At 59.7% G+C, this 22,425-nt stretch carries 25 protein-coding genes; 13 read left to right on the top strand and 12 right to left on the bottom strand.

Annotated elements, in window-relative coordinates; translation table 11 throughout:
• Positions 1-105: 105 nt before the first annotated feature.
• Complete coding sequence (locus tag QYQ93_RS28400) at positions 106-531, top strand: secondary thiamine-phosphate synthase enzyme YjbQ (RefSeq protein WP_338475984.1); 426 nt, start codon at positions 106-108, stop codon at positions 529-531.
• A gap of 102 nt (positions 532-633) precedes the next feature.
• Complete coding sequence (gene sutA / locus QYQ93_RS28395) at positions 634-966, top strand: transcriptional regulator SutA (protein WP_043046902.1); 333 nt, start codon at positions 634-636, stop codon at positions 964-966.
• A 193-nt stretch (positions 967-1,159) separates the two neighbouring features.
• On the opposite strand, the gene QYQ93_RS28390 is transcribed toward sutA, so the two are convergent.
• From QYQ93_RS28390 to lptM, 6 genes are read right to left on the bottom strand one after another with little or no spacing between them, the layout of a single operon-like run.
• Positions 1,160-1,855, bottom strand: coding sequence for an HAD family hydrolase (locus tag QYQ93_RS28390; RefSeq protein ID WP_043046903.1), 696 nt, complete (start codon positions 1,853-1,855; stop codon positions 1,160-1,162).
• Positions 1,852-2,751 carry a tyrosine recombinase XerC gene (xerC, locus tag QYQ93_RS28385; protein ID WP_043046904.1) on the bottom strand — a complete coding sequence of 300 codons (900 nt, stop codon included), beginning with the start codon at positions 2,749-2,751 and terminating at the stop codon, positions 1,852-1,854. The genes QYQ93_RS28390 and xerC overlap by 4 nt, the downstream gene beginning before the upstream one ends.
• Before the next feature lie 2 nt (positions 2,752-2,753).
• Positions 2,754-3,470 (bottom strand): DUF484 family protein, encoded by a 717-nt coding sequence (locus tag QYQ93_RS28380; protein WP_043046905.1) that lies wholly within the window; start codon positions 3,468-3,470, stop codon positions 2,754-2,756.
• 13 nt (positions 3,471-3,483) lie between these two features.
• Entirely contained in the window at positions 3,484-4,314 is an 831-nt protein-coding gene (gene dapF, locus QYQ93_RS28375; RefSeq protein ID WP_338475982.1) for a diaminopimelate epimerase, read from the bottom strand.
• A 3-nt stretch (positions 4,315-4,317) separates the two neighbouring features.
• Positions 4,318-5,565: a diaminopimelate decarboxylase gene (gene lysA, locus QYQ93_RS28370; protein ID WP_338475981.1), complete on the bottom strand. Its 1,248-nt coding sequence runs from the start codon at positions 5,563-5,565 to the stop codon at positions 4,318-4,320.
• A gap of 9 nt (positions 5,566-5,574) precedes the next feature.
• Positions 5,575-5,742, bottom strand: a complete 168-nt coding sequence (lptM, locus tag QYQ93_RS28365) for an LPS translocon maturation chaperone LptM (protein WP_003195417.1) — start codon at positions 5,740-5,742, stop codon at positions 5,575-5,577.
• A gap of 238 nt (positions 5,743-5,980) precedes the next feature.
• On the opposite strand from lptM, the gene cyaY reads away from it, so the two are divergent.
• From cyaY to rnk, 3 genes are all read left to right on the top strand, one after another.
• Positions 5,981-6,328, top strand: a complete 348-nt coding sequence (gene cyaY, locus QYQ93_RS28360; RefSeq protein WP_043046908.1) for an iron donor protein CyaY — start codon at positions 5,981-5,983, stop codon at positions 6,326-6,328.
• A 2-nt stretch (positions 6,329-6,330) separates the two neighbouring features.
• Positions 6,331-6,549: a DUF1289 domain-containing protein gene (locus tag QYQ93_RS28355; RefSeq protein WP_043046909.1), complete on the top strand. Its 219-nt coding sequence runs from the start codon at positions 6,331-6,333 to the stop codon at positions 6,547-6,549.
• Between the two features lie 132 nt (positions 6,550-6,681).
• The gene (rnk, locus tag QYQ93_RS28350) at positions 6,682-7,089 is read left to right on the top strand and encodes a nucleoside diphosphate kinase regulator (RefSeq protein WP_043046910.1); all 408 of its coding nucleotides are present in this window, start codon (positions 6,682-6,684) and stop codon (positions 7,087-7,089) included.
• On the opposite strand, the gene QYQ93_RS28345 is transcribed toward rnk, so the two are convergent.
• The 3 genes from QYQ93_RS28345 to QYQ93_RS28335 all read right to left on the bottom strand — a co-directional run bounded on the left by QYQ93_RS28345 (position 7,086) and on the right by QYQ93_RS28335 (position 10,783).
• Entirely contained in the window at positions 7,086-9,926 is a 2,841-nt protein-coding gene (locus QYQ93_RS28345; protein ID WP_043046911.1) for a class I adenylate cyclase, read from the bottom strand. The two genes, rnk and QYQ93_RS28345, sit on opposite strands and share 4 nt — an antisense overlap.
• 167 nt (positions 9,927-10,093) lie before the next feature.
• Entirely contained in the window at positions 10,094-10,348 is a 255-nt protein-coding gene (locus tag QYQ93_RS28340; RefSeq protein WP_043046912.1) for a TIGR02647 family protein, read from the bottom strand.
• A 150-nt stretch (positions 10,349-10,498) separates the two neighbouring features.
• A complete protein-coding gene (locus QYQ93_RS28335) occupies positions 10,499-10,783 on the bottom strand; it encodes a hypothetical protein (RefSeq protein WP_043046913.1) in 285 nt (94 codons plus the stop codon).
• A 125-nt stretch (positions 10,784-10,908) separates the two neighbouring features.
• On the opposite strand from QYQ93_RS28335, the gene QYQ93_RS28330 reads away from it, so the two are divergent.
• The gene (locus QYQ93_RS28330) at positions 10,909-11,568 is read left to right on the top strand and encodes a glutathione S-transferase family protein (protein WP_043047040.1); all 660 of its coding nucleotides are present in this window, start codon (positions 10,909-10,911) and stop codon (positions 11,566-11,568) included.
• Positions 11,569-11,698: 130 nt separating this feature from the next.
• Here the strand turns inward: QYQ93_RS28330 and QYQ93_RS28325 are convergent, their stop codons facing one another.
• On the bottom strand, positions 11,699-13,030 hold the full coding sequence (locus QYQ93_RS28325) for an IS110 family transposase (RefSeq protein ID WP_338475978.1): 1,332 nt from the start codon (positions 13,028-13,030) through the stop codon (positions 11,699-11,701).
• A 256-nt stretch (positions 13,031-13,286) separates the two neighbouring features.
• Positions 13,287-14,681 carry an argininosuccinate lyase gene (gene argH / locus QYQ93_RS28320; protein WP_338475977.1) on the bottom strand — a complete coding sequence of 465 codons (1,395 nt, stop codon included), beginning with the start codon at positions 14,679-14,681 and terminating at the stop codon, positions 13,287-13,289.
• A gap of 499 nt (positions 14,682-15,180) precedes the next feature.
• On the opposite strand from argH, the gene QYQ93_RS28315 reads away from it, so the two are divergent.
• From QYQ93_RS28315 to QYQ93_RS28285, 7 genes are all read left to right on the top strand, one after another.
• Positions 15,181-15,927 carry a LytR/AlgR family response regulator transcription factor gene (locus tag QYQ93_RS28315; protein ID WP_043046915.1) on the top strand — a complete coding sequence of 249 codons (747 nt, stop codon included), beginning with the start codon at positions 15,181-15,183 and terminating at the stop codon, positions 15,925-15,927.
• Positions 15,928-16,065: 138 nt separating this feature from the next.
• Entirely contained in the window at positions 16,066-17,007 is a 942-nt protein-coding gene (gene hemC, locus QYQ93_RS28310; RefSeq protein ID WP_043046916.1) for a hydroxymethylbilane synthase, read from the top strand.
• Positions 17,004-17,762 (top strand): uroporphyrinogen-III synthase, encoded by a 759-nt coding sequence (locus QYQ93_RS28305; protein ID WP_043046917.1) that lies wholly within the window; start codon positions 17,004-17,006, stop codon positions 17,760-17,762. Before hemC ends, QYQ93_RS28305 begins: the two co-directional genes overlap by 4 nt.
• A gap of 18 nt (positions 17,763-17,780) precedes the next feature.
• A complete protein-coding gene (locus QYQ93_RS28300) occupies positions 17,781-18,896 on the top strand; it encodes a uroporphyrinogen-III C-methyltransferase (protein ID WP_338475976.1) in 1,116 nt (371 codons plus the stop codon).
• A 5-nt stretch (positions 18,897-18,901) separates the two neighbouring features.
• Complete coding sequence (locus QYQ93_RS28295) at positions 18,902-20,143, top strand: heme biosynthesis protein HemY (RefSeq protein ID WP_338475974.1); 1,242 nt, start codon at positions 18,902-18,904, stop codon at positions 20,141-20,143.
• A 237-nt stretch (positions 20,144-20,380) separates the two neighbouring features.
• Positions 20,381-20,902: a disulfide bond formation protein B gene (locus tag QYQ93_RS28290; protein ID WP_338475973.1), complete on the top strand. Its 522-nt coding sequence runs from the start codon at positions 20,381-20,383 to the stop codon at positions 20,900-20,902.
• A 209-nt stretch (positions 20,903-21,111) separates the two neighbouring features.
• Positions 21,112-21,570, top strand: coding sequence for an Rsd/AlgQ family anti-sigma factor (locus tag QYQ93_RS28285; RefSeq protein ID WP_043046921.1), 459 nt, complete (start codon positions 21,112-21,114; stop codon positions 21,568-21,570).
• A 53-nt stretch (positions 21,571-21,623) separates the two neighbouring features.
• Here the strand turns inward: QYQ93_RS28285 and QYQ93_RS28280 are convergent, their stop codons facing one another.
• Positions 21,624-22,301 carry an FKBP-type peptidyl-prolyl cis-trans isomerase gene (locus tag QYQ93_RS28280; RefSeq protein ID WP_338475972.1) on the bottom strand — a complete coding sequence of 226 codons (678 nt, stop codon included), beginning with the start codon at positions 22,299-22,301 and terminating at the stop codon, positions 21,624-21,626.
• Positions 22,302-22,425 lie beyond the last annotated feature (124 nt).

Raw genomic sequence — 22,425 nt, 5'->3', positions numbered from 1 at the left:
GCGGCACTTTCAAGGGTGCAAATGTCTTACAGCTATGAAGGCGTATTCGGCACTTTGTTTTTTCCCAGAGCGCGCTAGAATGCGCGCCGATGGGCGGAGAACTATATGTGGCAACAGACCCTGATTACCCTGCGGGCCAAGCCCCGGGGCTTTCATCTGGTAACGGACGAGTTGCTTGCCGGCTTGCCTGAATTAAAGGCGTGTCGTGTGGGCCTGTTGCATCTGTGGCTGCAGCACACCTCGGCCTCGTTGACCATTAACGAGAATGCCGACCCGGCGGTTCGCCGTGACTTCGAGCGGTTTTTCAACCTGCTGGTACCGCAAGGCAGCGCCGGGTTTGAACACAACGACGAAGGTCCGGATGACCTGCCGGCGCACTTCAAGGCCAGTCTGCTGGGCTGCCAGCTGAGTTTGCCGGTAAAGGTCGGCCGCTTGGCGATAGGGACCTGGCAAGGTGTTTATCTGGGCGAGCACCGTGATCATGGCGGTGCTCGTAAAGTCCTCGCCACCTTGCAGGGTGAAGAGGCATAAGCCACTGGTTATCCGGTGGATGTTGATTTTTTTCCGGCGACCTCGACAGAGGGTGAAGCTGGGCTATAACTAATCTGCTTTTCGCAAGTCATGAGGTAGAACATGAGCGACGATGATCTGGAACAAGACGACCTCGAAGTAGGTGATGAAGACGAAACCGAAGAAGGTCTTGAAGTAGCAGCGGAAGACGTTGCTGACGATGTCGATGAGAGCAGTGTCGATGAGGCGAGTCCCAAAGCCAAAGGCAAAGCCAAGGCTGCGGTCTCGGTAGACGAGCTGCCGAGCGTTGAAGCCAAGAACAAAGAGCGCGATGCCCTGGCCCGTGCGATGGAAGAATTCCTCGCCAAAGGCGGCAAAGTGGTCGAAGTCGAGCCCAACGTGGTAGCTGATCCACCGAAGAAGCCGGACAACAAGTACGGCAGCCGACCCATCTGAGGTCTGCCTCCTGCTTGCCGAAAAAGCCCGCCGTCGCTGCGGGCTTTTTCACGCCTTATGATTTATCCGAGCCTTGTGGTGTTCTAAATGTGGGAGGGGGCTTGCTCCCGATCGCGGTGTATCAGTTGCCAAATGTGCTGGCTGAACCACTGCTATCGGGAGCAAGCGCCCTCCCACATTTTGATCTGCGGTGTTACTGCCAGCTCTGCAGCAACTGCGGCAACTCCGTCAGGCTACGAATCTCTGCATCCGGACGCTTGGAGGCTTCCCACACTTTGCCCGTTGGGTTAAACCACACCGCCCGCAACCCCGCCTGCTGTGCGCCGGCGATGTCATCTCCAGGGTGATCGCCCACATGCACTGCCGCACTGGCATCCACGCCGCCCCGCTGCAACGCCTCTTCAAACAAGCGTGCATCCGGCTTGGCGATGCCGATATCTTCGGCGCGCAAGGCAAAGTGAAAGTAGTCCGCCAGGCCCACGCGCTGCACATCGGCATTGCCGTTGGTGATCACCCCCAGCAAAAAGTGCTGGCGCAGCGCTTTGAGCATCGGCTCAGCTTCCGGGAAAACGGTGAGCTGGTGGCGTGCATGGATAAACGCTTCAAAGCAGACATCCGCCATCTGTGCAGCTTCTGGTTGTGGATAACCGGCCTCTTCGAACGCATGCACCAAAACACGATGTCGCAACAGACTGATGCGGTGTTTGAGTTCAGGATGGCGCTGCAGTACTTGCTGGCGCAGGCTGGCGAAATGCTCCAGGGGCAAGTCCCCGACCTTGGAGGCGTTGACCGCCAGCCATTCGCGCATCGACGCTTCGGCGCTGATGATGACAGGTACGTTGTCCCAGAGGGTGTCGTCCAGGTCGAAGGTGATCAGCTTGATACTCATGAGTCGCCGCCCTTGATGCGTTTGGCCCGTGGATGGGCGCTGTCGTACACCGTTGCCAGGTGCTGGAAGTCGAGGTGGGTGTAGATCTGCGTGGTCTTGATATCAGCGTGACCGAGCAGTTCCTGCACGGCGCGCAGGTCCTGGGAGGACTCCAGCAGATGGCTGGCGAAGGAGTGGCGCAGCATATGCGGGTGCAGGTTCTGCCCGAGCTCCCGCGCACCGGCGGCCTTGACCCGCAGCTGAATCGCCCGTGGTCCCAGGCGCCGACCTTGCTGGCTGACAAACACCGCATCGTCCGCAGGGTTGGTCAACAGGCGCAGCGGCAGCCAAAGCTCAAGGGCTTCCCGGGCCTTCCTGCCGACCGGCAACACGCGGGTCTTGCTGCCTTTGCCGAGGACTTGCACCAGGCCATCTGCGAGGTCCAGTTGATCGAGGTTAAGGCCGGTCAGCTCCGACAGGCGCAGGCCCGAAGAATAGAACAGCTCCAGGATCGCCTGGTCGCGATGGGCCAGGAAGTCATCTTCCACGGCGCCATCGAGCAGCTGCAGGGCGCGGTCGGTATCCAGCGTCTTGGGCAGGCGTCGCTCGCCTTTGGGCGGGGACAGGCCATTGGCCGGGTCGTGGTCGCACAGGCCTTCGCGATTGAGGTAGTGATAAAGCCCTCGCACCGCCGACAGCAGCCGAGACAAGCTGCGCGAGGACTGGCCTTGCTGGTGCAATCGTGCGATCAGGCTGCGCAGGGCTTGGATATCCAGGGCCTTCCAGCTGCCGATGTGCTGCTTTTCGCAGTAGGCCAGGACCTTGTTCAAGTCTCGCCGATAGGCTTCGAGGGTGTGGGGCGACACCTGGCGCTCGTTGCGCAGATGAGCGCAGTAGGCGTCCAGTTGCCGCTCCATGGTCAGCGCACCGCGCGCAGGGTGGTGGTGTGGCGTGGCAGGACGCGGCCCAGCACTTCGGCGATGTAGGTCAGGAACAAAGTGCCCACCGAGCTCTTGTAGTGTGCAGGGTCGCGGCTGGCAATGGCCAGTACGCCGTGCAAACCCTGATGGCTGAGGGCAATGACTGCAGTAGAGCCGATCTGCTTGCGCTGTTCGGCGCCGAACAGGAAATCCAGTTCATGTTCGCGCAAGGTGCCGCTGACGGTCTTGCCTTCGGAAAGAAGGCCACCGATGGCCGTCTGCGCCTCGCCACCTGTGACCCAGCGACCCACCGGCATTGGGTTATCGCTGAACAGGATCAGGCTGACAAAAGGCACCTGGAAATCCTCGCGCAGGCTGTCTTCCACGGCGATCACCGTTTCTTCCAGGCTGGCGGCGTCCATCAGGGTCAGGATCAGGCGGCGGGTCTTGTCGAACAAACGGTCGTTGTCGCGGGCCACGTCCATCAGATGGGAGAGCCGATGGCGCATTTCGATATTGCGCTCGCGCAGGATCTTCATCTGCCGCTCCACCAGCGACACGGTATCACCGCGCTGGTGGGGGATACGCAGGGCCGGCAGCAGCTCTTCGTGCTCTACGAAGAAGTCCGGATTAGCCTCAAGGTACGCCGCGACAGCAGCGGCCTCCAGGCTTTCACTCGGGGTAGCGTGTGCGGGTACTTGAGGCTTATCGGTCATTGGCTTGGCTCACTCATAGACGGACCTGTCCTTCGTATACACGCGAGGCCGGCCCGGTCATCATCACCGGGTGGCCAGGGCCTGCCCATTCGATGGACAAGCGTCCGCCGGGCAGGTCGATCAGCAGCGGCGAATCCATCCAACCCTGGCTGATCGCGGCCACGGCAGCGGCGCAAGCACCAGTGCCGCAAGCCTGGGTTTCGCCGGCGCCACGTTCCCATACGCGCAATTGCGCACGGGTACGGTCGATCACCTGCAGGAAGCCCACATTGACCCGTGCCGGAAAGCGCGGGTGATGTTCGATCTTCGGGCCCAGTTCGTGCACCGGGGCATTGTTGATGTCGGTGACCCGCAGCACTGCATGGGGGTTGCCCATGGACACGGCAGCGATATCCACGGTCTTGCCATCCACATCCAGCGGGTAGCTGAGGGCCTGCTCGGTGGCCTGGAACGGAATATCCGCCGGCACCAGGTGTGGCGCGCCCATGTTGACGCTGATCTGGCCGTCACTGCGGATATCCAGTTCGATCACGCCGCCCTTGGTCTCGACGCGAATCTGGCGTTTGGCGGTCAGGCGCTTGTCGAGCACAAAGCGCGCAAAGCAGCGCGCACCGTTGCCGCACTGTTCCACTTCGGAACCGTCGGAGTTGAATATCCGGTAGCGGAAATCCACCTCCGGGTTGCTCGGCGCTTCAACCAGCAGCAACTGGTCGAAGCCGATACCGGTGTGGCGATCGCCCCACTGTTTGGCGTGCTTGGGCAGGATGTGCGCGTGCTGGCTGACCAGGTCGAGGACCATGAAGTCATTGCCCAGCCCGTGCATCTTGGTAAAACGCAGCAGCATGGCTTACTCCGGCAGCAGGCTTTCGCCAGCATACAACTGGGCTACCGTCTCGCGGCGACGCACTTCAAATGCTTGATCACCGTCCACCAGCACCTCGGCGGTACGCCCGCGGGTGTTGTAGTTGGAACTCATGACAAACCCGTAGGCACCGGCCGAATGCACGGCCAGCAGGTCACCTTCTTCCAGGGCCAACTGACGATCCTTGGCCAGGAAGTCGCCGGTCTCGCAGATCGGGCCGACGATGTCATAGGCGCGGGCAACGCTTGCGCGAGGCGTCACGGCGGTGACATTCATCCAGGCCTGGTACAGCGCCGGGCGGATCAGGTCGTTCATCGCCGCATCGACGATAGCGAAATCCTTGTGTTCGGTGTGCTTGAGGTACTCGACCTGGGTCAGCAGTACACCAGCGTTGGCGACGATATAACGGCCCGGCTCGAACATCAGGGTCAGGTCGCGGCCTTCAATGCGTTTGCGCACGGCCTGGATATAGTCGGCGATCGCCGGTGGTTCTTCATCGCGATAACGCACGCCCACGCCACCGCCAAGGTCGATGTGGTGCAGGTAGATGCCGCACTCGCCCAGGCGGTCGATCAGCGCCAGCAGGCGGTCGAGCGCATCCAGGAAGGGTGGCAGGGTGGTCAGTTGCGAACCGATATGGCAGTCGACGCCCAGCACTTCCAGGTTCGGCAGTTGGGCGGCGCGGATGTACACGTCTTCGGCGTCGGCGATGGCGATGCCGAACTTGTTCTCTTTGAGACCGGTGGAAATGTACGGGTGGGTGCCTGCGTCGACATCCGGGTTGACGCGCAGGGAGATCGGCGCGCGTACGCCCATTTCAGCGGCAACAAGCTGCAGGCGCTCCAGTTCGTCGGTGGACTCGACGTTGAAGCAATGTACGCCGACTTCCAGGGCGCGGCGCATGTCATCGCGGCTCTTGCCGACCCCGGAGAACACGATCTTGTCAGCCTGGCCGCCGGCGGCCAGTACGCGTTCCAGCTCGCCACGGGAGACGATGTCGAAACCGGCGCCCAGGCGCGCCAGGACATTCAGTACGCCCAGGTTGGAGTTGGCCTTGACCGCGTAGCACACCAGGTGCGGTACGCCGTCGAGCGCGTCGGTGAACGAGCGGTATTGGGCTTCGATATGCGCACGGGAGTACACATAGGTCGGGGTGCCAAACTGCTGGGCAATCGCGGACAACGCCACGCCCTCCGCGCACAGCTCGCCGTCCCGGTAGTTAAAAGCGTCCATAAGTGTCCCTTAGTAGGTGTCGTGCTTATGCGCTTTTGACGGCTTTTGCGACGATTGCGCCTGTTCATTCGGGTCTTTGCTGTCATCGGGAAGGTACAGCGGGCCTTTTTGACCACAGGCACTGACGAGACAGGCGACCGCGACGAGCGCAGCAAGGGAAGAGATCAGGCGCTTCATGGCGAAATCCTTGAATATGCATTAATTGCGCCCGAGTATACCGACCACCCGCCAGCTTGCCTATGCGCCGCAATACCCGTCCGGCGGGGGTTTGCCGAGATGACTGCGAAGCGGGTTACGCTGTTAGAGCATATTTCGTACTGCCGCCTGTAATGAAATCGGTATCCTTTGCAATCAGTGAAGCGCGTCCGTATCGTGCGGCGCTTGAGCAAAACCAGACACTTTTGAGGTTGCCACAATGAGTTTGACCGAAGCCCGTTTTCACGACCTGGTGGATACCACACAGGAGAAGCTGGAAGATATTTTCGACGACAGCGGCCTGGATGTGGATCTGGAAAGCTCGGCCGGGGTGTTGACCGTCAAGTTCGAGAGCGGCCAGCAACTGATCTTCAGTCGCCAGGAACCGCTGCGTCAGCTGTGGCTGGCGGCGCGCTCCGGTGGCGTTCACTTCGACTACGACGAAGAAAGCGGCAAATGGCAGTGCGACAAGAGCGAAGAATTGTTGGGCGAGATGCTCACCCGCCTGGTCCACGAATATAGCGGCGTCGAGCTGGATTTTGATGAGTTGGGGCAGGACGAGATCTGACCGTGACCCAGCCTGCACCTGCACGCCCGCCCAAGCCGCTGTTCAGTAATGTCAGCCCGGCGGTGCCATCACCTTGTATCAGTTTGTGTCGCCTGGACGAACAGAAGGTCTGCCTCGGCTGCTTCCGCCATGTGGAAGATATCCGCGAATGGCGCTCCGCCGACGATGCGCGGCGCCGGGTGATCTGCGCTGAAGCCGAGCAACGCAAGGCACGCCTCTGACGCCGTCTTGTTTATTTGTGTCGCTGTGGTAGTGTCCGGATACACCTCAACTCATCGAGGTCCGTGAGAACCCCGCCTTTTCCTGGCGGGGTTTTGCTTTTTTTGTGCAGAAAAAAGGAGTCTGCCTGAATCATGACCGCACCTTCCATCATTCTTACCCGTCTCGACGTGCAGCGTCTTGAGCAGCTGATCGACCGCTTGGGCGACGAAACTCCCGGCGTCGAAGCGTTGCAAACCGAACTCGACCGCGCCGAAGTGGTTGGCCACGATGAAGTGCCCCCAACTGTCGTGATCATGAACTCCAGCGTGCACTGCCGTGAACAAGGCAGTGGCAAGGACTACCACCTGACCCTGGTCTACCCCAAGGACGCGAATGCCGACCAAGGCAAGATCTCGATCCTTGCGCCGGTGGGCAGTGCCTTACTGGGCTTGCAAGTGGGCCAGCATATCGACTGGCCTGCGCCGGGCGGCAAGACCCTCAAGCTTGAACTGCTCAGCGTCGAAGGCCAGCCCAAAGATGGCGGCGCCTTCACCCTCTAGACCTGATCCAGCGCGGCATTGAGCGACTGTTCCAGTTCTGCCTTGTAGCGCAGGTACAGATTGCTCGGGCTCTGCACATCCCCCAGCAGGCCCGACAAATCCAGATCGGTGATATAGCAGCGGTATCGTTCGGTTTCCTGGCGTTGCGCGACGATCTCCCGGGCTACCACGGCAAACAGTTGGTCGCCAAATTCCAGCTCGGAAAATTCCCGCTGATTGCAGTACAACGTGATCCCCACCTGGCCCGGCGTGCCCTTGCCGATAATCGCCTGCACGTCATAAAACGGCTTGTCGGCAGGATTTTGCGGGGCTGGCCTGGACTCGACTCGGCGCGCGCGGGAGTTGCCTGAGGGCAATAGCTGGTAGTACAGGGTGCGAATCTCACCCACGGGTGGCTGCGCGTCCAGGGACGATAACGCCTCCCGACGATAGAGGATCGATTGCAGAAAGCGCTGCAGTGGCGCCAGCAGACTCTGTTCATCGTGGAATGGCAGGCGTTGCTGCCACAGGGCATTGAATTCGTCGAGCACGTACAGCTCGGCGAAGCCTTCGTTGACCCGATAGAACACCTGCACACAATCGGCCTGACCCATGGGTAGCAGCAGCGCCAGGTCGTGGTCTTCCAGGGCCATGGCGTCAAGGTGCCACGGGCTGTAGCTGGCCAGTTCCTCACTGAGGTAGGCAATCAGCGCATCCTGGGTGGGCAGCGGCACATGAGTAGCCTGGCCCGGTGTCAGTTCCATGACGTGATAGTGCTGCTGCACCTGAAGCAGGTAGCGATGATTGCCTTGGCTGAGCAGCAGGTTCTGCGCAGTGTCGAATACTTCCTCCACCCTTTGGGCAATGAACTGCGCACGGTTGTGGCAGAAGCAGCGCACCCGCAGCCGTGGCAGATGATCCTGTGGCAGCTGGTTGAGGTAGTCGCGCAGACAGTCGAGCAGCGCGTGGGGGCCGTCGTAGCGGCTGACCATCACCTCGTTCCAGCTATTGAGCGTGACCTGGTCCAGGGTCAGCACCAGGTTGTCGCGTACACCGGCATAGCTCAGGGAGTCGGTGCGCTCGGTGGTCATCAGGATATTCAGCTCGCGATGATGTTTGAGCGGGTCGACGCCGACGTTGATCAGCAACAACACCTCTTCCGGCACTGCCGGACGCAACAGGCGGACTTCATCGACGCTGGCCAGGGGCAGGGCGATGGTCTGTTGCAGGCTGCCCAGCAGGTTGAACAGCTCGAACTCGGTCATGTCACTGGTGCCAGGGTGCAGCGCCAGGCGCGTACTGCTGTCGATTACCCCATTGCGGTGGCACCAGGTAAGCATTTCCAGCAGGTCGCGGCTGCGTTTGATCGGCGCGAAGTGCTCCCATTCCAAGGCCGTGAGGTTGCCGTTATACAAGCCCCAGTGGTATTGGCCAGCTTCCTTGCGGTTGGGCGACTGCACCAGTGTCAGGGTATCTTCGGCCAGGTCGGGCGCAATACCGGGGTTGATGAACTCAACCTTGCCGGCTTTGCGCTCAAACGCTGCATACAGGCGCCGGCCCAACACATTGAGGTCACGCTTGTTGATCAGGCTGATGGTCTGTTCGGTACGGGCGAACTGGGTGAGGAAGCGGTAACTGTAGTTCAGCTCATTGACCAGGGCACGGCGCTCGGAAGCGACCTGGCGCACTTTCCACTGGCTGCGGCTGTCCAGCAGGGCCAGTTGGCGTTGGTCCCAACCCCACTCAAGCGCCAGACGCTCGAGCAGCAACCGTTGCCAGCCGGTAGTGCGCTGGCCACCGCTGAGCTTGCGATTGACCTTCAGGTACAGGCTGCGCCGCACCAGCTCCAGGCGCTCTGGCTCGTTGCGGGCCTTGAGATACTCCTCGATGCGGCGGTAGACCATGATGTAAGGGTCCAGCTCATCCAGATCAATCTGGTTGGCGAACACCGCCCGTTTAAAACGCAGGCTCAGGCACTGCACGTTCGGGTGTTCGCTGGCGTAGACCTCGGTCAGCAGCAGCTTGAGCACCGACTTGTAGGGGGATTCGATGCCCTTGAACAATTGCCACAGTCCGGCACCCGTGAACTCGCCCGGCGGAATGTGGGCCAGGTGGCCGAGGTCGAGCGTCTCGTCGGCGCGGATGAAGCGCTTGGAGATCAGGGTGTGGGTAAATTCGGCGTAGCGGCTTTCTTCATACACCGGCACCAGCCACCAGATCGGCGTGCGCCCGGCCAGCCATATGGCGGTGCGGTAGAACTCGTCCAGCAGCAGGTAGTGCTGGGTGGTGCCGCAATCGTCGGAACTCAGTTGTGTGTCGCGTTCGCCGAGTATGAAGCGCGTCGGTTCAATCAAAAAGAAATGCGCTTCGGCGCCCATGCCCAGGGCCCATGCCTCGAGCAATTGGCACTTCTTGCGCAGCTCGGCCAGTTCGTTGTCGTTCAGATCGGGCGCATGGCACACCCACACATCCATATCGCTTTGATCGGCCTGGGCCAATGTGCCGAGGCTGCCCATCAGGAACAGGCCATGGATCGGCCGGGGCGGGTTGCCGTGGCGAGGTTTATAAGAGAACGAACGGGTCAGGCGCTGGGCTTCGGCCAAGGCCAGGACGTCGGGTTCGAAATTCGACAGCCCGGCCGGGGTGGTGCTGGAGACGTAGCCCGGCAACAACGGGTGATTGACGTGAAAAAACAGCGGCAGCAGGGTCAGTACGCTTTGCTGGCGCGGTGTCAGCCCCTCAACGGCACGGGCCATGCGTCCTTCATTTAGGGCCATGAAGCGCGCGCGCAACTGAGTCAGCACCTTGCGGTCGATGCCTTCATCCAGGTCGGGGCGGATTTCATGGGTGCGGGTCATGTCGAACTCGGTGGCTCGCAAGGCCCGACATGGGCGGCCGTGTAGGAGTTTACAGCCAGAAGCGTAGGAGGTTTAGAGGGGAAATGATTTTGGCGTCAGAATTTTCGCCGTTGCGCAACAACACCCTTGGAATCCGCAAGGGCGGACTCCACGGGCGGTATCCGTTATCAGGCGGCTTCTTTGGTCGAGCTGGTAGTCAGGATAGTCAGCAGGGTTTGCGCTTGTTCGGCGGCGTCGCGACCCAGGCTGGTCAGATAACCGCCATCCGGCTGGTCGATCAGTTTTTTCTCGAAGAGGCGCTTGGCAGCGGCAATGGCGGCAGGAGCGGCAGTCTGGTGGACTTTCAGACCTTCCTGGGAGCTGCCCAGGTTGAAGAGTGCAAGGATTTCCAGTTCGGCAACCAACTCGGGGGTATACGACATAAGGACTCCAGACTTTCTAAATTTATTAGAGGCTAGCAAGCCATAAGGTGAACGCACTTTGACGGGCTGTCCAGTGAGAAAGTCGCAGGTATTGATATGGCGCAGATTTGTGGCGAGGAAGCGGGCTTCCTGGCCACGCCAAGGCTGGTTTCAGTTGTTTTCAGGCGGTAGTTCAGGAAGTGCTCGCAGCGCCGTTTCATACCATTCGGTATCGAAAGCACGGTCTTCTTCGAGCATCTTGTCTATCTCAACGGCCAGCACATGGGCCATGAGATTCAAAATATCTTCGCGCTCGTAACCAACCAGGGTCAGTTTATTGAAGGTCGCCTTGGCGGCAGGCGGGTTGTCGCTTTCGATCTGGTTTTCGATAGCCTGGGTCAGCGTGCTTTCGGTGAACTCTTCTTCGTCGTTATCAATATCGGTCGGCTCGCTCATGGCAGGCTCCTCAAGGAAAGGGTGCCAGTCTACCGCCATTCAGGCAGGTGATGCTGCTGGTCAGCCCGGCTTCGGGCATCTATAACTCTTGCAGCCAACCCCACACCCGGCCTGGAGGCTTTGCGATGCTCAAGCTTTACGGATTTTCGGTCAGCAACTACTACAACATGGTGAAACTGGCGCTGCTGGAGAAAGGACTGCCTTTCGAAGAGGTGCCTTTTTATGCCGGGCAAACCCCCGAAGCGCTGGCGATAAGCCCCCGCGGCAAGGTGCCGGTGCTGGGCTTGACGCAGGGATTTATCAACGAAACCAGCGTGATCCTCGAATACATCGAGCAGACCCAGGAAGGCCCTGTGCTGCTCCCGGCCGAGCCGTTCCAGCGTGCCCAGGTGCTGGCGTTATGCAGGGAGATCGAGCTGTACATCGAATTGCCTGCCCGTGCCTGTTTCGCCGAGGCGTTTTTCGGCATGCCGGTGCCGGAGGCGATCAAGGAAAAATCCAAGGCCGAGTTGTTGCTGGGCATCGCTTCTTTGGGGCGGCATGGCAAGTTCGCGCCTTATGTGGCGGGTGAAAGTTTTACCATTGCCGATCTGTATTTCATGTACAGCTTGAATCTGGCCTGTGGTGTGGGCGAGAAGCTGTTTGGCCTGGATCTGCTGGCTGGGTTACCGAAGGCGAAGACGCTGCTCGCGCGCCTGAATGAAATGCCCAACGCACAAAAGGTGGAGGCGGACAGGCAGGCGGCGCTGCCGTCATTCATGGCGATGATTGCGGCCAGAAAGTGATCAAGTGTGGGAGGGGGCTTGCTCCCGATAGCGGTGTGTCAGCTAAGATTTTCTTACCTGATACATCGCTATCGGGAGCAAGCCCCCTCTTATCAAACATAAAATAACCCATTGTTTTTGCTCTTAAAATTTAAGCCGCTTTTACCAACTGCAGTCCCATCTTGCGTGCCTTGCGTTCCAAGGCGCGCATCTGCCGGCCACGGCTTCTTTCTTCGAATTCCGCGATACCTTTTTCAACGTAGGGTTGGCCCTTGGTCAGCATTGCGTAAATCAACCGTGCCAGTTGGTGCGCTGTCGCCTTGATTGCGCAGCAGGTATCCATCCGGGTTAGGCGCGCCCGATGGCTTGCGCCGATAAAGCTTTTGTCGTTGCGTGCGATAGAAGCGGCTTGCTTCAAAGCCTGCGCAGCTCGGTTAATCACGGTTACAGATTTTCCAGGCAAGGTTTTTCCTCCTGAAATACGCGTTGGCGGCGCGAGGCCCAGCCACGAACAAAAGTGCTGCGAGGTCGGAAACTTTGATAAATCCGGTCCCAGTTCACTGGCCAAGACCAAAGCAGTATCGATGCCGATAGTAGGAATTGCGGTTAAATCCACCCCCATCACTTTGTTCAGCGCTCGATGCAGGATCAATTGCTGCTCATTCGAGCGGTGTGGATTGCGCAGCGTTTTAGCCGGGCACACGACCTCGTTTTGAAGAACAGGCAAGCGTTCAAGCGTAAAAGCGATGGCTTGGTCGCACTCACCAATCTGTTTTTCCAGGAAGTCATAAGCCGCCAGCTCTTGACTCAGTGCATGCAGATGCTCAGCTCGCCAATTACCCCGCAAACTACGAGCGACGGTGGCTTGATCGGCTTTAACACGCTTGTCTCTAAGCATTGCCAGCACTTCGGGATCGCGCTCGCCATTAACAATTGCCCGCAAAATGCTCATGCCCGTCACGCCTGCGATGTTACTGATGACTTGAGCCAGTTGGATGTTCATCTGGACTAAAGCCTTTTGCATCCGGTTGAGAGCTTTGGCTTGATCGCGCACCTTATTGCCACGCTGACGGACCAGTGAGCGTAATGAACACACGTCGTCCGAAGGACGAAAAGCACCTCTCAACAGGCCATGCGTCATGAGCTGAAGAATCCACTGACAATCCAGTACATCGGACTTGCGTCCGGTTATCTGCCGCGTCGCGCGGGAGTTAACGAGGTAGACCTCAAAGCCTCGTCTATCGAGTATTTCGAAGAGCGGGATCCAATAAACGCCGGTCGCCTCCATCGCCACCACCTTGACTCCCATGGACTCAAACCAATCGGCCATGGCATGCAAATCATCGGTGAAGGTTGAAAATCGTTTAACCGGCTCATCGCATTTCGTCGGATCAACAGCGGCCAAATGCTCACGCCCGCCCACATCAACAGCACCGCAGTCGGGATGGATAACCTCAAAACGTTTTTGGTTCTTGCGCGTCATGACAATTCCTCGCAGGATTGAACGACGCGGGCGGGGTACACGGTGGCGAGCGGATTCACTCTCTTATACGTGGTCACAGCTTGCTGTGCCGACAATGACTCCACGCCGATACCGTGCAGGCCACTCTCCCACTCGGGTGCTGACACACCAGTGCTGGCTACGGCCTTTGCCCCGCACGCGTTCTTCAACCTTACGATGAACCAGTTTGATGCGCGACAGCGCTATGTCGAAGACTTAGTGGGGCCTCCCACATTTTTTAGCGGCTGGCGAGCAGGGCCTGGCCGCATACTACGGCAGCCTTGACCTGTGCCGGTGCAGTACCGCCCACATGGTTGCGGGCATTCACCGAGCCTTCGAGGGTCAGCACGGCAAACACATCCTGCTCGATCTGGTCGCTGAACTGGCGCAGTTCTTCCAGGCTCATCTCCGCCAGGTCCTTGCCGGTGTCTACGCCATATTTAACCGCGTGGCCGACGATTTCGTGACAGTCACGGAACGGCAGGCCACGGCGTACCAGGTAGTCAGCCAGGTCGGTCGCGGTGGAAAACCCGCGCAGGGCCGCTTCACGCATCATCGCGTGCCTGGGCTTGATCGCCGGGATCATGTCGGCAAAGGCACGCAGCGAGTCGCGCAGGGTGTCGGCGGCGTCGAACAGCGGCTCCTTGTCTTCCTGGTTGTCCTTGTTGTAGGCCAGGGGTTGGCCTTTCATCAGGGTCAACAGGCCCATCAGTGCGCCGAATACCCGGCCGCTTTTACCCCGTACCAGCTCGGGCACGTCGGGGTTCTTCTTTTGCGGCATGATCGAGCTGCCGGTGCAGAAGCGGTCCGGCAGGTCGATGAACTGGAACTGCGCGCTGGTCCATAGCACCAGTTCTTCCGAGAAACGCGACAGGTGCATCATCGCAATGCTGGCGGCGGCGCAGAATTCGATAGCGAAGTCACGGTCCGACACGCCATCCAGGGAGTTGCCGCCCACGGCGTCAAAGCCCAGCAGTTGTGCGGTGTACTCGCGGTCGATCGGGTAGGTGGTACCCGCCAGCGCGGCGCTGCCCAATGGCATGCGGTTGGCGCGCTTGCGGCAATCGACCAGGCGCTCGTAGTCGCGGCTGAGCATTTCGAACCAGGCCAGCAGGTGGTGGCCGAAGGTCACCGGCTGTGCGGTCTGCAAGTGGGTGAAGCCGGGCATGATGGTGTCCGATTCACGCTCGGCCTGCTCCAGCAAACCTTTTTGCAGGCGGGTGATTTCGGCCAGGATCAGGTCGATTTCATCGCGCAGCCACAAGCGGATATCGGTGGCTACCTGATCGTTACGGCTGCGGCCGGTATGCAGTTTTTTGCCGGTCACGCCGATGCGGTCGGTCAGGCGCGCCTCGATGTTCATGTGCACATCTTCCAGGTCGACGCGCCAATCGAACGTACCGGCCTCGATCTCACCGCGGATGGTGGTCAGGCCGTCGATGATGCTGTCACGCTCGGCGTCGGTCAGCACGCCGACCTTGGCCAGCATCGTGGCGTGGGCGATGGAGCCCATGATGTCGTGGCGGTACAGGCGCTGGTCAAAGGTGACGGAGGCGGTGAAGCGGGCGACGAAGGCGTCGACGGGTTCACTGAAGCGGCCGCCCCAGGACTGGTTGGTCTTGTCGGTGCTCATGGATTCGCTCGTGATCTGTTTGAAAGAGGCATGGAGGTGTGCCGGCGATAATAACAGGGTTGCCCTTGGTGGCGGTGTTGCGGGTGTCTGGCAATTTTATTTGCGCGGTAGATGGCTAAGTGCCTTGCCGCCGACCGCATCCGGGACGAGACTGGACAGGTACTTATTGAAACGATATTTGACGATTGAGCAATATCGTCTCGGTGAGCGTCTACAGTTGCACTGATAGTGTGTGAATGCACCAAAGTCGACTGATGCGGTCATAACCAGACTATCCATTAAACAGGGGGGTATTCGGATTGTGTATCAGTGAACCCTACGACGATGCCCGACGGCAGCAGGTCCTGGGCGCAATTGAACAGGTCCGGGTAAATTTGGGTGCCGCTCTCAGGGCACTTTTTGCCGCTCGCGCTAGTCTTAGCGTGGATCGCTGTGACGTAAGTCACCGCACCTGTCTACGCTATCCTTGTGCGAGACTCACGCAGGAATCCAGCGCAATATGAATGTCCTGATCGTTGATGACGAACCCCAAGCCCGCGAGCGACTGAGCCGTCTGGTCAGTGAACTCGAGGGTTATACAAACCTTGACCCGAGTGCCACCACTGGGGAGGAGGCGTTGACGCTGATCGAGAGCCTCAAGCCAGATCTGGTGCTGCTCGATATCCGCATGCCGGGCCTCGACGGCTTGCAAGTGGCCGCCCGCCTGAGCGAGCGCGAGTCGCCGCCGGCCGTAGTTTTGTGCATGGCCCATGATGAGTTTTCTGCTCAGACGCTTGAAGAGAGCAATGTCAGTTTTCTTATCAAGCCAGTCACTGCCGAAGCCTTGCTCAAGGCGTTGAAAAAAGCCGAGAGACCCAACCGCGCCCAGCTTGCCGCTTTGACCCAGCCGGCTGCCCAGAGTGGTAATGGGCCACGCAGCCACATCAGTGCGCGCACTCGCAAGGGTATCGAGCTGATCCCACTTAGCCAGGTCGTCTATTTTATTGCCGATCACAAGTACGTGACCTTACGTCATGAGTCTGGTGAAGTGCTGCTCGATGAGCCGCTCAAGGCCCTGGAAGACGAGTTTGGCGACCGCTTCGTGCGCATCCATCGCAACGCGCTGGTAGCCCGTGAGCGCATCGATCGCCTGCAACGTACGCCCCTGGGGCACTTTCAGCTATTCCTGAAGGGGCTCAACGGCGATGCACTGATTGTCAGCCGACGCCACGTCGCCGGCGTGCGCAAGATGATGCAGCAGCTTTAACCCAAGGTCTGCGGCGCGGTCTGCGTTCCTTGTCGTGGTGCGATGTGGCCAGGGAGGCCCCGCACTTGCTGATTCAAATCAAAGCGTATTTGCCTGAGCTGTTATTATCCGCTGTAACTATTCAGTTCGGATTGATCCATGTCCTCTCGCGAAATCCGCATCGCCACCCGTAAAAGCGCCCTGGCCTTGTGGCAGGCCGAATACGTCAAAGCACGCCTTGAGCAGGCCCATCCGGGCCTCAAGGTATCCCTTGTACCCATGGTCAGTCGTGGCGACAAGCTGCTCGACTCGCCACTGTCGAAAATCGGCGGCAAGGGCTTGTTCGTCAAGGAGCTGGAAAACGCGCTGCTGGAGAACGAAGCCGACATCGCCGTGCATTCGATGAAAGATGTGCCCATGGACTTCCCTGAAGGCCTGGGCCTTTTTTGCATCTGCGAACGCGAAGACCCGCGCGATGCCTTTGTTTCCAACACCTACGCATCCCTGGATGAATTGCCGCTGGGCAGCATCGTCGGCACCTCCAGCCTGCGTCGCCAGGCTCAGTTGCTGAGCCGGCGCCCCGATTTGCAGATCCGTTTCCTGCGCGGCAACGTCAACACTCGCCTGGCCAAGCTCGACGCCGGCGAATATGACGCAATCATCCTTGCCGCTGCCGGCTTGATTCGCCTGGGCTTCGAAGAGCGCATCACGTCGGCCATCAGCATCGAAGACAGCCTGCCCGCGGGCGGGCAGGGTGCGGTCGGCATCGAATGCCGCACCGTCGACAGCGAAATCCACGCACTGCTCAAGCCCCTTGATCATGCGGATACCGAAGTGCGTGTCACCGCCGAGCGCGCCCTGAACAAGCATCTCAATGGTGGCTGCCAAGTGCCAATCGCCTGTTACGCCGTGCTCGAAGGTGAAAACCTGTGGCTGCGTGGCCTGGTCGGCGACCCGGACGGCGGTACGCTGCTGACCGCCGAAGTGCGCGGCCCGCAACGTGATGCCACGGCCCTGGGCATCCAGGTCGCCGAGGAGTTGCTGGACAAGGGCGCTGGCGCCATCCTGCAGAAAGTCTATGGCGAGGCCGGCCCGCAGTGACCGACTGGCGCGTACTGCTGACGCGGCCTGCCGAGGAGTCGATGGCCCTGGGGGCCTTGTTGTCCGAGGCTGGTATCTACAGCAGCAGCCTACCCTTGCTGGAAACCGAAGCGTTGCCGGTCACACCCGAGCAACAAGCGTTGTTCGGCGCGCTGCAGCGCTATTGCGCGGTCATCGTGGTGAGCAAGCCGGCCGCGCGCCTGGCCTTGCAACGATTGGGAAGTACTCCGGCGCCAATGCCCTGGTTCAGCGTTGGGGCGGCGACGGCGCAGATACTGGCCGGTCATGGCCTCGATGTTCACTATCCAGCCACTGGCGATGACAGCGAGGCCTTGCTTCGATTGCCTGCATTGCGCGAGGCTACTGCCCGGCCAGATGCAAGGGTGCTGATCCTGCGCGGCGAAGGCGGGCGGGAGTTGCTGGCAGAGCGTTTGCGCGAGCAAGGTGCTAGTGTCGACTATCTGCAATTGTATCGGCGTTTTCTTCCAGCCTACGAGAAGGGCGCGCTGATGCAGCGCATTCAGTTGGAACGCTTGAACGGCCTGGTGGTCAGCAGTGGGCAGGGTTTTTTACACTTGCAGGCCATGGCCGGCCCCGATTGGCCAGAGGTGGCACAGCTGCCATTGTTCGTGCCCAGTCCGCGCGTCTATGAGATGGCGCGGGCCGCTGGCGCAGAAAAAGTTGTGGACTGTCGTGGCGCGAGTGCCGCGGCTTTGTTAGTGGCGTTGGGGAGCTATCCCGTTCCCACTCTCTGATACGCAAAGGACGGATACGTGAGCGAAACAGCCTTGCCTAAAGATGAAGCTCAGCCCGCGCTCGACGCGCCGGTCGAGACACCGGTCAGCGCACCACGCCGCAGCAATGGCCTGGCCATCGTCGCCTTGCTGCTGGGCGCTGCGGGCGTAGCCGCCGGCGGCTGGGGGATTTGGCAGGTGCGCGCCCTGCAAACCAGCAGCCAGCATCAGCTGGGCCAGGTGCAGACCCTGGATGAGCAATCCCAGAGCCTCAAGCAAAGCCAGCAGCAGATGGCCGCTCGCCTGGCGCAGTTACCGGGTGCGGACGAGCTTGAGGAGCGCCGCCGCCTGGTCGCCCAATTGCAAGGTGATCAGCAGCGCCTGAACCAGCGCCTGGAAACCGTGTTGGGTGCCAGCCGCAAGGACTGGCGCCTGGCCGAAGCCGAACACCTGATCCGTCTGGCCAGCTTGCGTTTATCTGCCTTGCAGGACATCAACAGCGCCCAGTCGCTGGTCCAGGGGGCGGACGAGATTCTTCGCGAGCAGAGCGACCCGGGCGCTTTCGCCGCGCGCGAGCAACTGGCCAGGAGCCTGGCCGCGTTGCGTAGCACCGAGCAGCCGGATCGTACCGGCCTTTACCTGCAACTGGCGGCCTTGCGTGACCAGGTCGTGCAGTTGGCGGCGATTGCGCCGGAATATCAACTCACCGAGCCTTCCTCCCAAGGGCGTCCCACCAACGATACGGAAAATTGGTTGAGCCAGTGGTGGGAGCAGATCTCCCGTTACTTCCGCATCGACTTCAACCCGGATGACAACATCCGCCCATTGTTGGCGGGCCAAGGCTTGAACCAAGTGCGACTGGCCCTGAGCCTGGCGCTGGAGCAAGCACAGTGGGCCGCGCTGAATGGCGAGTCGGCGGTGTACAGCCGCTCGTTGGGGCAAGCGCGCAGCGTATTGCAAGACAACTTCAACCAGGACAACCCGCAGAGCAAGGCGATGCTGGCGCGTATCGCTGAGCTCGAGCCCAAGGCCGTGTCGGTGGTGACGCCCGACCTGGCAGCGAGCCTGGCTGCGGTGCAGGCGTACCTCGAACGTCGACATCAGTCTGCCGATGAGGCCAAGGCTTCGGCTGACAAACCGGCGACCCAGGAGTAGAGCTGATGAAGCGTTTCTATGTGATCCTGGTGCTGGCAATTGCGGTCGCCCTGGCACTGGGCGTGGGTATTTCGAAACACACCGGCTACGTGCTGATTACCTATCCCCATTTGCTGCATTACGAATCGAGCCTGTGGGCTACGCTGGTGGCGGTATTTGCCATCGGCCTGGCGATCTACCTTGTGCGTGTGTTGTTTAGCCTGGTCACCACATCCAGCGGTGTGGTCAATCCCTGGTCGCGGCGCAACCGCAGCCGCCGCGTGCAAATTGCCATCGAACAAGGCCAGATGGACCTCGCGGAGGGCCGCTGGGCCAGTGCCGAACGCCATTTGCACCGCGCCGCGGAAGCAGAGCGCCAACCATTGTTGTATTACATCGGCGCAGCCCGCGCGGCCAATGAGCAGGGCCGTTATGAGGAGTCCGACGGTTTGCTGGAGCGCGCCTTGGAGCGCCAGCCCCAGGCCGAACTGGCGGTTGCATTGAGCCATGCCCAACTGCAGATGGACCGAGGCGATACTGACGGCGCCCTGACCACCCTGCAGGCGATGCACGAGCGTCACCCGCATAACGCGCAGGTGCTACGGCAGTTGCAGCGCCTGCATCAGCAGCGTGGCGATTGGTCATCGGTGATTCGCCTATTGCCTGAACTGCGCAAGGACAAGGTATTGCCTGCGGGCGAGCTGGCCGAGCTGGAGCGTCGCGCCTGGGGCGAGAACCTGAGTCTGGCTGCCCAGCGGGAAGAGCAAGGTGAAGCGGGCTTGCAGTCCCTGGAGCGCGCCTGGGAGCAATTGACTTCGGCCCAGCGCCAACAGCCACAGTTGGTGCTGGCGTATGCCGACCAACTGCGTCGGCTCGGTGCGGATGCCAAGGCCGAGGAGGTGCTGCGTGGTGCGCTCAAGCGCGGCTATGACAGCCACCTGATCCGTCTGTATGGCCTACTGCGCGGCAGTGACCCAGCGCGTCAATTGAAGTTTGCTGAAGGTTGGCTCAAGGATCATCCTGGCGACGCCAGTTTGCTGTTGACGCTGGGCCGCCTGTGCCTGCAAAACAGCCTGTGGGGCAAGGCACGGGACTATCTGGAAAGCAGTCTGCAAGTGCAGCGCAATCCTGAAGCCTGCGCCGAACTGGCCCGCCTGCTGGCCCAGTTGGGCGACACCGAACGAAGCAACCAGCTGTTTCAAGAGGGCCTGGGGTTGCTGGACAATCGTTTGCTGTCCTCGCCGCTACCAGTCCCTGCGCGAGTTTGAAGTAGGAAAGGGTGAACAGATTGGCTCCGACCTATCTGACACCCGGTCCGCCAATCCCCCGTAAACGCTTGGCCTAACTGGTGTTGTTACTAATTCCTACTTGTTGTAATTGGATTTCCTCCGGGCTCTGGCGGGATGTCCTTACGTTTTCGCGGAATAGTCTGCTCTAGGGCGTATTGAAAGGGGTTGGGCCTTTACTCTACCGTAGCGACCTATCTCTTGCAGTGCGGATAAACAATGTCTTTGGCCCCTTTACGCTCTTTGTTTTTGCTGGCGTTCATGGCAGGTGCGCTGACGTTGGGCGCGTCCTTTTATCTGGAATATGGCGCGCTGCTACAGCCTTGTTTTCTATGCCAGGTACAACGCCTGTTGCTTGCCATTTTTACGCTGATCAACCTGATCGCTGCTCTTCATAAGCCTGGACGCATGGGCCTTTGCCTGTATGGACTGGCAAGCATGGGGTGTGCGCTGCTTGGCGCCATTACCGCAGGGCGCCAAGTGTTGTTGCAGAATATGCCCTCAGGCCAGGTCCGGGATTGCTGGCCCAGCCTGCAATCAATGATTGAGAACCTGTCGTTCTGGCAGGCAGCACGCTCAGTATTCAACGGCACTGTCGATTGCGTCGAAATCACCTGGACGCTATTTGAACTGAGTCTTCCCGAGTGGAGCCTGCTGTTCTTCGTGGCCATGCTGATTCTAGGTGCCATGCAATTTTCAAGGTTGTTGTTTTGTAGGCATTTGCGCCGTGCAAGGGCATGAAAACCGAACGCAGGTTGTAGGAGTGGATTAAACACTTGTATGAACTTTCTCTCCTGCGTACCTTGAAGCCACAGTCATGCGGGCATAATCTGGCCCGCACGCGTTATCCAAACCGTTTGTCAGACGCGGCCTTGTCCGGCTGCTGCTTTATCCTCGAAGTGTTGCGCAGGTACATAGCAGCAGCGCCCCTATAGGGAAGAGAGATCATCATGCTGGAAAGTTGTCAGAATGCTCAGGAACGCTGGGGTGGGGTGCACAAGCTGATCGACAGCTGGTTGAAAGCACGTCACGAACTGGTTCGGGCCTTTGATGCTCTCGGCGCCAAGCCCGAAGCATTGGGTGAGAATCGCGAGCCATTGCAGGATTTCTGTGGAGTGCTGGTGGACTACGTGTCGGCAGGCCATTTCGGTGTCTACGAGCAACTGACCAAGGAGGCGGAAGCCTTCGACGACCAGCGTGGTCTCGATCTGGCAGAGACTATTTACCCGCGCATTGATGTGATTACGGAAAAACTGCTGGCATTTACTGACCTGTGTGATGCAGGGAAATGTGTTGCGGAAAAATTCAAAGAGTTGGGTGCGCTGCTACATGAGCGTTTCGAGTTGGAAGACTGCCTGATAGAAGTGCTGCACAACGCGCATAAGGAAGAGGCTGCCACCCAGGCCTGAACCTTTGCAACGATATGAAAAACGGTGCGCATGTCGCACCGTTTTTTTATGGGTCAGTGGCGAGTGCCAAGCAGTTCTATCTCGAACACCAGCGGCGTAAAGGGCGGGATCAACTCACCCGCCCCATCTGCGCCATAGGCCAAGGCTGAAGGAATCACCAGGCGCCATTTCGCACCCACCGGCATCTGTTGCAATGCGCTGCTCCAACCGCTGATCACGCTGTCCAGGCGAAACCATTGCGGCTGCGTACTTTTGTCGAAGACGGTCCCGTCGGGTAGTCGCCCCACGTATTTCACCTGCACCTCATCGCTGGCCAGTGGCTTATTACCTGTGCCAGGTGCCAGCTCGGTGAGCAGGATGCCGTCTGCCAATTCGCGCACGCCAGTGATGGCTTTTTCCTGCGTCAGGAATTGTTGTTCGGCGACGAGTGCTTTTTCGCTTTGAGGGATTTGGGCGTCGGCGGCGTTCTGTGCTTCGTGCTGGGCGAGTATCTGTTCGATACGAGCCTTGTCCAGCGCAAGCGGCTTGCCCTGGTAGGCTTGCCTGAGGCCGTCCACCAGTGCCTGGATCTGTAGGTCAGGGACTTCCTGGCGCAACCGTTCGCCGAGGCTTGCGCCGAGACTATAGGCAAGGTCGTGCGGATCCGAGGCGGTGGTTTTTGACAGCGGTTGCTCGCTCGCATCGGCTACGCAGATCACTAAGCCAAGCACTAGAAAAAGGTAACGCGACATGGACAGTCTCCCGGCGAAAGTGCGACGGATTATGCCAGTGTGAGTGAGTAAAAAGTGGCGCGGTTTTTCGTTATATCGATAAGAATTTTCGTACGGTGCAACGCAAGGCAAACGATACTGTCAA

It is taken from the genome of Pseudomonas khavaziana, from assembly GCF_036704165.1.
Classification (GTDB): Bacteria; Pseudomonadota; Gammaproteobacteria; order Pseudomonadales; family Pseudomonadaceae; genus Aquipseudomonas; species Aquipseudomonas khavaziana.
This window is presented reverse-complemented; position numbering and strand designations above follow the sequence as displayed.

Excerpts from the sequence above, each read along its gene's own strand:
- QYQ93_RS28400 (WP_338475984.1), top strand. The coding sequence starts at position 106 with ATGTGGCAACAGACCCTGATTACCCTGCGGGCCAAGCCCCGGGGCTTT.
- sutA (WP_043046902.1), top strand. The coding sequence starts at position 634 with ATGAGCGACGATGATCTGGAACAAGACGACCTCGAAGTAGGTGATGAA.
- QYQ93_RS28390 (WP_043046903.1), bottom strand. The coding sequence starts at position 1,855 with ATGAGTATCAAGCTGATCACCTTCGACCTGGACGACACCCTCTGGGAC.
- xerC (WP_043046904.1), bottom strand. The coding sequence starts at position 2,751 with ATGGAGCGGCAACTGGACGCCTACTGCGCTCATCTGCGCAACGAGCGC.
- QYQ93_RS28380 (WP_043046905.1), bottom strand. The coding sequence starts at position 3,470 with ATGACCGATAAGCCTCAAGTACCCGCACACGCTACCCCGAGTGAAAGC.
- dapF (WP_338475982.1), bottom strand. The coding sequence starts at position 4,314 with ATGCTGCTGCGTTTTACCAAGATGCACGGGCTGGGCAATGACTTCATG.
- lysA (WP_338475981.1), bottom strand. The coding sequence starts at position 5,565 with ATGGACGCTTTTAACTACCGGGACGGCGAGCTGTGCGCGGAGGGCGTG.
- lptM (WP_003195417.1), bottom strand. The coding sequence starts at position 5,742 with ATGAAGCGCCTGATCTCTTCCCTTGCTGCGCTCGTCGCGGTCGCCTGT.
- cyaY (WP_043046908.1), top strand. The coding sequence starts at position 5,981 with ATGAGTTTGACCGAAGCCCGTTTTCACGACCTGGTGGATACCACACAG.
- rnk (WP_043046910.1), top strand. The coding sequence starts at position 6,682 with ATGACCGCACCTTCCATCATTCTTACCCGTCTCGACGTGCAGCGTCTT.
- QYQ93_RS28345 (WP_043046911.1), bottom strand. The coding sequence starts at position 9,926 with ATGACCCGCACCCATGAAATCCGCCCCGACCTGGATGAAGGCATCGAC.
- QYQ93_RS28340 (WP_043046912.1), bottom strand. The coding sequence starts at position 10,348 with ATGTCGTATACCCCCGAGTTGGTTGCCGAACTGGAAATCCTTGCACTC.
- QYQ93_RS28335 (WP_043046913.1), bottom strand. The coding sequence starts at position 10,783 with ATGAGCGAGCCGACCGATATTGATAACGACGAAGAAGAGTTCACCGAA.
- QYQ93_RS28330 (WP_043047040.1), top strand. The coding sequence starts at position 10,909 with ATGCTCAAGCTTTACGGATTTTCGGTCAGCAACTACTACAACATGGTG.
- QYQ93_RS28325 (WP_338475978.1), bottom strand. The coding sequence starts at position 13,030 with ATGACGCGCAAGAACCAAAAACGTTTTGAGGTTATCCATCCCGACTGC.
- argH (WP_338475977.1), bottom strand. The coding sequence starts at position 14,681 with ATGAGCACCGACAAGACCAACCAGTCCTGGGGCGGCCGCTTCAGTGAA.
- QYQ93_RS28315 (WP_043046915.1), top strand. The coding sequence starts at position 15,181 with ATGAATGTCCTGATCGTTGATGACGAACCCCAAGCCCGCGAGCGACTG.
- hemC (WP_043046916.1), top strand. The coding sequence starts at position 16,066 with ATGTCCTCTCGCGAAATCCGCATCGCCACCCGTAAAAGCGCCCTGGCC.
- QYQ93_RS28295 (WP_338475974.1), top strand. The coding sequence starts at position 18,902 with ATGAAGCGTTTCTATGTGATCCTGGTGCTGGCAATTGCGGTCGCCCTG.
- QYQ93_RS28290 (WP_338475973.1), top strand. The coding sequence starts at position 20,381 with ATGTCTTTGGCCCCTTTACGCTCTTTGTTTTTGCTGGCGTTCATGGCA.
- QYQ93_RS28285 (WP_043046921.1), top strand. The coding sequence starts at position 21,112 with ATGCTGGAAAGTTGTCAGAATGCTCAGGAACGCTGGGGTGGGGTGCAC.
- QYQ93_RS28280 (WP_338475972.1), bottom strand. The coding sequence starts at position 22,301 with ATGTCGCGTTACCTTTTTCTAGTGCTTGGCTTAGTGATCTGCGTAGCC.